Origin of the sequence: Vibrio sp. V38_P2S17PM301 (assembly GCF_009904845.1) — a bacterium.
Lineage (GTDB): Bacteria > Pseudomonadota > Gammaproteobacteria > Enterobacterales > Vibrionaceae > Vibrio > Vibrio proteolyticus.
The window spans coordinates 1-9,177 of sequence record NZ_WXWO01000009.1; the positions used below are offsets into that span (position 1 = coordinate 1).

General features: G+C 49.2%; 9 protein-coding genes, 2 tRNA genes and 1 riboswitch. All 11 genes read left to right on the top strand.

Annotated features, from left to right (window positions below; all coding sequences use genetic code 11):
- The first annotated feature begins 14 nt into the window (after positions 1–14).
- Positions 15–91 (top strand) — tRNA-Asp (locus CAG64_RS02245).
- Positions 92–151: 60 nt separating this feature from the next.
- Positions 152–228: transfer RNA gene (locus CAG64_RS02250), tRNA-Trp, on the top strand.
- 132 nt (positions 229–360) lie between these two features.
- A complete protein-coding gene (locus CAG64_RS02255; RefSeq protein ID WP_161457608.1) occupies positions 361–1,743 on the top strand; it encodes a multicopper oxidase family protein in 1,383 nt (460 codons plus the stop codon).
- A 123-nt stretch (positions 1,744–1,866) separates the two neighbouring features.
- Positions 1,867–2,250, top strand: a complete 384-nt coding sequence (crcB, locus tag CAG64_RS02260) for a fluoride efflux transporter CrcB (RefSeq protein ID WP_021707311.1) — start codon at positions 1,867–1,869, stop codon at positions 2,248–2,250.
- A 52-nt stretch (positions 2,251–2,302) separates the two neighbouring features.
- A riboswitch (TPP riboswitch) is annotated at positions 2,303–2,401 on the top strand.
- A gap of 146 nt (positions 2,402–2,547) precedes the next feature.
- Positions 2,548–4,491, top strand: a complete 1,944-nt coding sequence (gene thiC, locus CAG64_RS02265; protein ID WP_161457607.1) for a phosphomethylpyrimidine synthase ThiC — start codon at positions 2,548–2,550, stop codon at positions 4,489–4,491.
- Entirely contained in the window at positions 4,488–5,903 is a 1,416-nt protein-coding gene (locus CAG64_RS02270; protein WP_161457606.1) for a thiamine phosphate synthase, read from the top strand. Before thiC ends, CAG64_RS02270 begins: the two co-directional genes overlap by 4 nt.
- Positions 5,890–6,663, top strand: a complete 774-nt coding sequence (gene thiF / locus CAG64_RS02275) for a thiazole biosynthesis adenylyltransferase ThiF (protein WP_161457605.1) — start codon at positions 5,890–5,892, stop codon at positions 6,661–6,663. Before CAG64_RS02270 ends, thiF begins: the two co-directional genes overlap by 14 nt.
- 73 nt (positions 6,664–6,736) lie before the next feature.
- Complete coding sequence (thiS, locus tag CAG64_RS02280) at positions 6,737–6,991, top strand: sulfur carrier protein ThiS (RefSeq protein ID WP_161457604.1); 255 nt, start codon at positions 6,737–6,739, stop codon at positions 6,989–6,991.
- 5 nt (positions 6,992–6,996) lie between these two features.
- Positions 6,997–7,764, top strand: a complete 768-nt coding sequence (locus tag CAG64_RS02285) for a thiazole synthase (protein ID WP_161457603.1) — start codon at positions 6,997–6,999, stop codon at positions 7,762–7,764.
- 18 nt (positions 7,765–7,782) lie between these two features.
- The gene (gene thiH / locus CAG64_RS02290; protein ID WP_161457602.1) at positions 7,783–8,895 is read left to right on the top strand and encodes a 2-iminoacetate synthase ThiH; all 1,113 of its coding nucleotides are present in this window, start codon (positions 7,783–7,785) and stop codon (positions 8,893–8,895) included.
- Positions 8,896–9,085: 190 nt separating this feature from the next.
- Positions 9,086–9,177 (top strand): transposase (locus tag CAG64_RS02295; protein WP_171055261.1); only part of this gene is annotated, 92 nt, incomplete at its 3' end.

A 9,177-nucleotide genomic window follows, 5' to 3' on the forward strand; every position in this document is an offset into this window, starting at 1 on the left:
AGTCTAACCAGTGCGGAGCGGTAGTTCAGTTGGTTAGAATACCGGCCTGTCACGCCGGGGGTCGCGGGTTCGAGTCCCGTCCGCTCCGCCATTTATTTCGAAAGCCTCGCTATCAGCGAGGCTTTTTCGAATATAAAACAACGAAATTTTTAGGGGTGTAGCTCCAATTGGCAGAGCAGCGGATTCCAAATCCGCGTGTTGGGAGTTCGAATCTCTCCACCCCTGCCATATTCAAGGCCTCAGTCGAAAGACTGAGGCCTTTTTGTTTTCTGTTGGTGCGAACAATACGCAGAGCATTGCGAGTAATAATTAGTTACACTTGGGCTTCTCCTCAACACTCTTATTGGGAAAAGAAAACAAATGGATATCAGCCGTCGTCAATTCGTCAAAACGTCGTTCGCCTTATCAGCTATGTGCGTGATGCCTGCGTGCTCTTTGGTGCAATCTCGCGGTCGTGACGGCCGGTATATTTACGACTTGACTGCACAGCCTGCGAGCGCCTCGCTAGTGCCTGGTTTCACGACTTCGGTGTTAGCGTTCAACGGTCGGATCCCAGCGCCGACAATTCGCTGCCGGCAAGGAGAAAAGGTCATCATTCGTTTTACCAATAAACTGGATGAGCCAACTACCATCCATTGGCACGGGCTGCGTATCCCGATTGCTATGGATGGTGTACCGTTCCTCAGCCAGCCGCCTATCATGCCTGGTGAGACGTTTATATACGAATTTACGCCACCAGACGCAGGCACATTTTGGTATCACCCACATATGAATAGTGTCAAGCAGCTCGGTATGGGATTGGTGGGGCTGATCATTGTTGAAGAGGCAGACCCGGTTCATTTCGACGAAGAGCACGCTTTAATGTTGAAACACTGGCATTTGGATCCGCAGGGTCAGTGGAAAGATTTGATGATCCCACGCTATAGCGCACGCATGGGCACACCAGGCGAGTGGGGGACCGTCAATGGAGTCCATGAGCCGGTCTATTCACTGAAAGCGCATGCCACTGTTCGTCTGCGAATTGCGAACGTCGACAATACAATAACGTATCCGGTTGCCGTCGAAGGAGCCGAGGCCTGGGTCATCGCCATTGATGGTAATCCGGTAAAGACGCCAGTGAAGCTCACTCAGCATAAAATTGGCCCAGGTATGAGGGTTGATATTGGCTTGGTGGCGCCCAAGGCAGGAGAGCGGGTTTATGTGCGTCAAATGAAAGGCAAATTCCCATTTCCTCTGTGCGAGTTTGAGGTGATGTCGTCAGAACTACCATCTGGTCAGTCTTTGCCTACTCTGCCACTCAACCCAGTACCGTCAGTTGATCTGGCCAATGCACAGGAAATTGACTTTGTGTTTGAGTGGGAAGGCGCTATTATCCCAGCCGATCCATCCGGGCATGCGATGCCGACCTTCTGGTTAGTTAATAAGCGCGCCTGGGAGGGTATGAGTGCGACATCCATTCCCGAACCGCTGGCGTATTTAGAACGTGGGAAAACGTACATTTTTGACCTTAAGAACGTCACCCAGTACCACCACCCAATCCATTTACACGGACATACTTTTACCGTATTGGAACTGAATGGAAACAAGCTTACAGAACCGTTTCATACCGATACGGTGTTATTGGGCAAAAATGGCAGCGCTAAGGCGGCATTCGTGGCGGACAACCCTGGGCGCTGGATGTACCACTGTCATGTGATTGAACACATGAAAACCGGCCTCATGGGTTTTATTGAGGTAAAGTGACGCCTGTAACTTTTAAAATCTATTTCAGAAACACAATCTTATTACTGCGGATTTAACCCTTGGATCGCTCGATTTTTCAGCGAATAAGATTACAATGTTCGCATCAAAAATTAAGGGGTTACTATGGGGCAGTTATCCATTCTCGGCTTTATCGCTGTCGGCGGCGCATTTGGTGCGTGTTCGCGTTATCTGATCTCTGAATTGTGCGTGGTGTTGTTTGGGCGGGGCTTTCCCTATGGGACGTTGACGGTCAACGTTGTGGGGTCATTCATCATGGGCGCATTGATCGCACTGTTTGAAAATGAAATGCTCGCCACCGAACCATGGCGCCAAATCATCGGTCTGGGCTTCCTTGGAGCATTGACGACGTTTTCGACCTTTTCAATGGACAACGTGTTGATGTTGCAACAAGGTGCTTTTTTCAAGATGGGCCTCAATATCTTGTTGAACGTGGTATTGAGTGTTTCCGCCGCCTGGGTGGGTTTTCAGTTGTTGATCAAAAGTTAGATAAAATTTGTACAGGTCGGCTTGGTTTAACCAAGCCGTTTTTATATACTGATTTTACTTGTCGGAGTGCCATAAGGCTGAGACCGTTAATTCGGGATCCGTTGAACCTGATCAGATTAGAATCTGCGAAGGGAACAAGAGAAGATATCTACACCAGAGTTCTATCTGGTCGACCTATCAAATAATCGAATGCTGTTTAGACGAAGAGCACCTGCATAATCTGTCCATCATTCGATTCCTCTTGTCGCATCTATCCGCCAAGCATTTTTATCCCCAATACCAATAAGGAAAAATGCTATGTCGAGTCGCAAACAAGCGAGACTGGAAGCCAAACAGTTTATTGATACCCTCTCGGTACAAGCGTACCCCAATTCACACAAAGTGTATGTGCAAGGCTCACGTCCAGATGTTCGTGTACCTATGCGTGAAATAGCGCTAGCAGATAGTCTGATTGGTGGCACAAAAGAAGCGCCTATTTTTGAGCCGAATGAAGCCGTCCGAGTCTACGATACGTCAGGTGTTTATACTGATCCGAACTACGATATTGACCTTTATAGTGGCTTACCAAAGCTAAGAGAAAGCTGGATTGAAGAGCGCGGTGACACAGAGTTACTTGATGAAGTAAGCTCGGTGTACACCAAAGAACGCTTAGAAGACGAAACACTAGACGATCTTCGATACGGTAATCTACCACGTATTCGACGTGCCAAAGATGGGCAGTGCGTGACTCAGTTACACTATGCTCGCAAAGGTATTATCACCCCAGAAATGGAATTCATCGCGCTACGTGAAAATATGGGACGCGCTCAATACCGTGATGACGTGTTGAATCAACAGCATCCGGGTCAAAGCTTTGGTGCCAACCTACCCGAAGACATCACCGCCGAATTTGTGCGCAAAGAAGTCGCCGAAGGTCGTGCCATTATCCCTTCCAACATTAACCACCCAGAATCTGAGCCGATGATCATTGGCCGCAACTTCTTGGTCAAAGTGAATGCCAACATTGGTAATTCATCCGTGACGTCTTCCATTGAAGAAGAGGTTGAAAAGCTAGTTTGGGCCACTCGCTGGGGTGGTGATACGGTGATGGACTTATCGACGGGGCGTAATATTCACGAAACTCGCGAGTGGATTTTACGTAACAGTCCGGTTCCGATCGGTACCGTACCAATGTATCAAGCGCTTGAGAAAGTGAATGGTGTTGCGGAAAACCTTAACTGGGAAGTGATGCGCGATACTCTGATTGAGCAAGCAGAGCAGGGCGTTGACTATTTCACTATCCATGCCGGTTTACTACTTCGCTATGTGCCAATGACTGCAAAACGCGTTACTGGCATCGTGTCTCGTGGTGGTTCTATTATCGCGAAATGGTGTTTAGCACATCACCAAGAAAGCTTCTTATATACCCACTTCCGAGAGATCTGTGAGATCTGTGCCAAGTATGATGTGGCACTTTCTCTCGGTGATGGTCTTCGCCCTGGTTCGGTGGCTGATGCTAACGATGAAGCGCAATTTGCTGAGCTGCGCACCCTGGGTGAACTGACCAAGATTGCTTGGGAATATGATGTACAGGTCATCATCGAGGGGCCTGGACACGTACCTATGCACATGATTAAAGCCAATATGGAGGAGCAACTCGAGCATTGTCATGAGGCACCGTTTTACACCCTTGGTCCACTGACCACAGACGTGGCTCCGGGCTATGACCATATCACCTCCGGTATTGGCGCGGCGATGATCGGCTGGTATGGCTGTGCGATGCTTTGCTACGTTACTCCTAAAGAACACCTCGGACTGCCGAATAAAGAAGACGTTAAGACCGGTTTGATCACCTACAAACTGGCGGCGCATGCGGCGGACTTAGCTAAGGGACATCCTGGGGCTCAGGTTCGCGATAATGCGCTTTCCAAAGCGCGCTTCGAATTTCGCTGGGAAGACCAGTTTAATCTGTCACTTGACCCTGATACCGCTCGCGCTTTCCATGATGAAACCCTGCCTCAGGAATCAGGTAAGGTAGCGCATTTCTGTTCCATGTGTGGGCCTAAGTTCTGTTCAATGAAGATTTCGCAAGAGGTGCGGGAGTATGCGAAAGACACCGAACAAGTGGCTGCAGACCAAGCTATCTCGATCAAAATGCTTGATGATCCGCTAGAAGGCATGCGCCAGAAATCACAAGAGTTCAGAGAGTCAGGCTCTGAGCTATACCACCCAGCAGCACATGTCGAGATAAGTGACTCATGAGCAAAATCCTTATTCCGTCATCCTTGATTGAACTAACTGGCTTAGTTCAACAATGTTTGTTGTTGGCGAAAGAGCAGGGTTTTAGTATCGAAGACATTGAGTTGGGTGTTAGCCCAACTCAATCTATTCAGCTTGTTCGTGACCAACACATTACGTACGTTACTACGGATCTGATTGATGCCCATAACGCCGATCCAGAGCGCTCTTTGGCGCTTTGCTATCGCTCTGGTTTATCAGTAGAAGCGTGCCTAGAACAGTCTTCGACATCGGTTTTGATTGGCATTTTTGACGACCAGGCTGTCAATCCACAGGGCGAGGTGTCTCAACTTGATATCTGGCGTCATCCAATCGACCATGAAGTGAGAGCGCTTTCCGTTAAGGTCAAACTCAACACTGTGTTTGTACCTGAGCATCACCTAGCATGGGTGGTGACATTGACTGTGCTCGATTTTCCCATCGAAGATGCGCTGACACTCGCCCGAGGAATGACGACACAACAGACGAATGTTTCACGTGAAACACGCTTGGATCAAAACCACAATGTGGAGCGAGTCAATCAGTGGGCGTGCCAGTTCGATGATTTTCCCACCCCAGTCCTTGACGATCAGCGCTTAGGCATCCGAGTCGGATGGTCAGCGCAAGGCGAGCGCGTCCGCTTTTCAACCTTAGCGAAGCAGAGTTTAGGGCTCTACCCAGTGGTGGATGATGTTACTTGGATCGAGCGTTTGCTGCCATTGGGCATCCATACTATCCAACTGCGTATCAAGAATCCGCAACAGGCTGATTTAGAACAGCAGATCATTCGAGCAATTGAGTTAGGTCGTCAATACCAGGCCCAAGTGTTTATCAATGACTATTGGCAGCTTGCGATTAAGCATGGTGCTTACGGTGTACATCTCGGTCAGGAAGATATTGAAGAGTCGAATTTGGCCCAACTCACCAAAGCCGGTATTCGTCTTGGTCTCTCCACTCATGGCTATTACGAACTGCTTCGTATCGTACAAATTCATCCTAGCTACATCGCGTTAGGACATATCTTCCCAACCACCACCAAACAGATGCCATCTAAGCCGCAGGGGTTGGTGCGTTTGGCATTATATCAAAAGCTGATCGATAGCATCCCTTATGGCGCAACACAGTCTGATGTTGGTGCCCAAGCAGAGCAGGGGGTAAGTGCTGGCATGTTCGGTTATCCAACTGTCGCGATTGGTGGCATTGCCCCGTCCAACGCTGAGAAAGTCTGGCAGACGGGCGTCTCAAGTTTAGCGGTCGTTCGAGCCATAACATTGGCAGACTCACCTAAGTCTGTCATTGCGTTTTTCACTGCTCTGATGAAGGAAAGACAACTTACGTTTGCCGGCCTGAACAACGCATCTACAGATGGCGTAAGGGATAAATATGCTCACGGATAAGCAGTTCCTTCGTTATCAACGCCAAGTCGCGCTGCCTGAAATCGCAGAAAGTGGGCAAGTGCGACTGAGCGAATCGCACGTGCTGATTATCGGCTGTGGCGGCTTAGGGAGTGCGGCGAGTTTGTACTTGGCGTCGGCGGGCGTCGGTAAGCTAGTCGTGGTTGATGATGATGAGGTTGAGAGCAGTAATCTGCAGCGTCAGGTGATTTATCGCGAACGAGATCTCAAAGTCACCAAAACGCAAGCCACCATGAGACAGCTCACTGAACTCAATTCGATGGTTCAGGTTCGTGCTCTCAATAAGCGTTTAGACAAAGCGCAACTGCAGCTTGAAGTCATGCTGGCGGATGTGGTGTTGGACTGCACTGACAACATGCCCACTCGTCAGCTGATTAACCAGGTTTGCTTTGAACAAAACACACCACTTATCTCAGCAGCCGCTATTGGCTGGCAAGGGCAATTTGCCGTCTTTGACTATCAAACACCAAGTCAGGATGGGGTGGAGAGCAAAGCTTGTTACCGCTGTTTGTATCCGTTTGATGAACTGCAACAACACCAAAAATGTAGTCAGAGCGGCGTTGTCGGTCCGGTAGTGGGCACGCTTGGCAACTACCAGGCCCTGGCAGCGATCCAGAAACTGGCAACTGGGACGTTTCATGTCGAAATCGCCACGTTGCATCTGTTTGATGGATTGAAGATGCAATGGCAAACCATGGGGATCAGCAAAGACAAACAATGCCAAGTTTGCGCTCAAGTTTAGCGGGCGAACTTTGTCGCGCTAAATTTCCCCATCACCGATATAAGCAATGGCCGGAATCAAGAGAGTTGGAGCAATGACGTCATCAGAACAACAAACAACACAATCGCTAGCTGCGCACTTAGATGTGATCACTATTGTCATCAATGACCAGGCTCATCAAGTGGCCAGCGAGTTAAATCTACAGCAAATCATTAGCCTGTTTGAGTTGCCGGAAATGGGGTGTGTTGTTGCCATTAACAACAACATTATGCCGCGCAGCGAGTGGGCCAGCACCGTTCTTTCACAGGGAGATCGCATCTCCTTGTTTCAAGCAATCGCAGGGGGGTAAAGTCGATGCTTAACATTGGCGATAAACAATTCGAATCACGACTGTTCACCGGAACAGGTAAATTTGCCAACAGCCGACTAATGGCGCAAGCGATTCACGCGTCGGGCTCTAAACTTGCGACCATGGCGTTAAAGCGCGTTGACGTGAACGACCAGCAAGATGATATTTTGCTGCCGTTGGTTCAAGCGGGGGTGAACTTACTGCCCAATACCTCCGGTGCTAAAAATGCCAGAGACGCTGTGTTTGCCGCGCAACTGGCGCGTGAAGCGCTGGGGACCAACTGGCTGAAACTGGAAATTCACCCAGATCCTAAGTACTTGATGCCGGATCCCATTGAGACACTAGCGGCTGCTGAGCAGTTGGTACGAGAAGGATTCATTGTGCTTCCTTACTGTCATGCTGACCCTGTGCTGTGCAAGCGACTGGAGGACGTAGGCTGTGCTGCAGTGATGCCATTGGGGGCGCCGATTGGCTCGAACAGAGGCATTGTTTCTCACGATTTTCTGGAAATCATTATCGATCAAGCCAATGTCCCGGTCGTGGTAGATGCAGGTATCGGAGCACCTTCACATGCGGCTCGTGCCATGGAGATGGGGGCCGATGCAGTTCTGGTCAACACGGCGATTGCGGCATCGAGCGATCCTATTACGATGGCGAACGCTTTTAAGTTGGCGGTTGAGTCAGGGCGTATGGCTTATGAAGCCGGTCTTGCGGGTAAAGTGTCTCATGCGGTTGCGTCGAGTCCACTGACTTCATTTCTGGATGAGTTTTAAGTTCTAAGCGAGGAAAACATGAGCTTCGTAGAACAATTTAAACAGCTCAATTGGGATGACATTTCGATGTCGATTTACGCCAAGACAGCGCAAGATGTCGAGCGGGCATTAAGTAAACCCAAGCGTGATCTGGAAGATTTTAAAGCGCTAATTTCACCTGCTGCAGAGCCTTATCTGGAGCAGATGGCGCAGTTGTCATACTCGGCGACTCGCAAACGTTTTGGTAATACCATGTCGCTTTATATTCCATTGTACTTGTCTAACTTGTGTGCCAACGCTTGTACGTATTGCGGCTTCTCCATGGAGAATCGTATCAAGCGTCGCACGTTGAATAGGGAGGAAGTGTCAGCGGAAGTGGCGGCTATCAAGCGCATGAAGTTTGATAGCGTATTGCTGGTTACCGGTGAGCACGAAACCAAAGTCGGGATGAAATACTTCCGCGAAATGGTGCCGATGATTAAACAGCGCTTTAACTATCTGGCGATGGAAGTGCAGCCGCTTGACCAAGACGATTACGCCGAGCTTAAGGCGTTGGGTTTGGATGCGGTGATGGTGTATCAAGAGACTTATCATCCTTCGACGTACGCCGAGCATCATTTGCGTGGCAATAAAATGGATTTTGCATACCGACTGGATACACCAGATCGCTTAGCAAAAGCGGGAATCGATAAGATTGGTATTGGCGCCTTAATCGGGTTAGAAGAGTGGCGCACGGATTGTTTCTATGTGGCGGCGCATCTCGACTATCTGGAGCGTAGATACTGGCAAACACGTTATTCGATTTCATTTCCACGATTGCGGCCTTGCGCAGGCGCGCTGCAGCCCAAATCGGTAATGACGGACAAACAGCTGGTGCAACTGATCTGTGCGTATCGCTTATTTAATCCGGAAGTGGAGCTGTCCCTCTCCACCCGCGAATCTCCACAATTTCGTGACAATGTATTACCGCTTGGGATCACCAGCATGTCTGCTGCATCGAAAACCCAGCCGGGAGGGTATGCTCTGGAAGACACAGAACTGGAGCAGTTTGAGATCAGCGACGAGCGGAGCGCGGCACACGTTGAACGCATGATTCGTGACAAGGGGTTCGACCCAATTTGGAAAGACTGGCACAGTGCTTATTCCGGTTAGGTGTTTCACGTGAAACAAAAAAGGCGACCTTATGGTCGCCTTTTTATTGTATAGAGAAAACCCCCAGCTAGGCTGGGGGTTCCGTAAAGCTTACAGCTATAAGTTAGTTATATAACCCCTTTCAATTTGATAAAAACGTCTTGTGGTCTGGCAACTGCAAGAGTTAATTAAGAATTGAAAGGGGGTCCCAATGGGGGACGAAAAGAGCTTAGCGCACACGCGATGGAATTGTAAATATCATGTGGTTTTTGCACCAAAGTACAGAAGGCAGGTGTTCTATGG

Excerpts from the sequence above, each read along its gene's own strand:
- crcB (WP_021707311.1), top strand. The coding sequence starts at position 1,867 with ATGGGGCAGTTATCCATTCTCGGCTTTATCGCTGTCGGCGGCGCATTT.
- thiC (WP_161457607.1), top strand. The coding sequence starts at position 2,548 with ATGTCGAGTCGCAAACAAGCGAGACTGGAAGCCAAACAGTTTATTGAT.
- CAG64_RS02285 (WP_161457603.1), top strand. The coding sequence starts at position 6,997 with ATGCTTAACATTGGCGATAAACAATTCGAATCACGACTGTTCACCGGA.
- CAG64_RS02255 (WP_161457608.1), top strand. The coding sequence starts at position 361 with ATGGATATCAGCCGTCGTCAATTCGTCAAAACGTCGTTCGCCTTATCA.
- CAG64_RS02270 (WP_161457606.1), top strand. The coding sequence starts at position 4,488 with ATGAGCAAAATCCTTATTCCGTCATCCTTGATTGAACTAACTGGCTTA.
- thiF (WP_161457605.1), top strand. The coding sequence starts at position 5,890 with ATGCTCACGGATAAGCAGTTCCTTCGTTATCAACGCCAAGTCGCGCTG.
- thiS (WP_161457604.1), top strand. The coding sequence starts at position 6,737 with ATGACGTCATCAGAACAACAAACAACACAATCGCTAGCTGCGCACTTA.
- thiH (WP_161457602.1), top strand. The coding sequence starts at position 7,783 with ATGAGCTTCGTAGAACAATTTAAACAGCTCAATTGGGATGACATTTCG.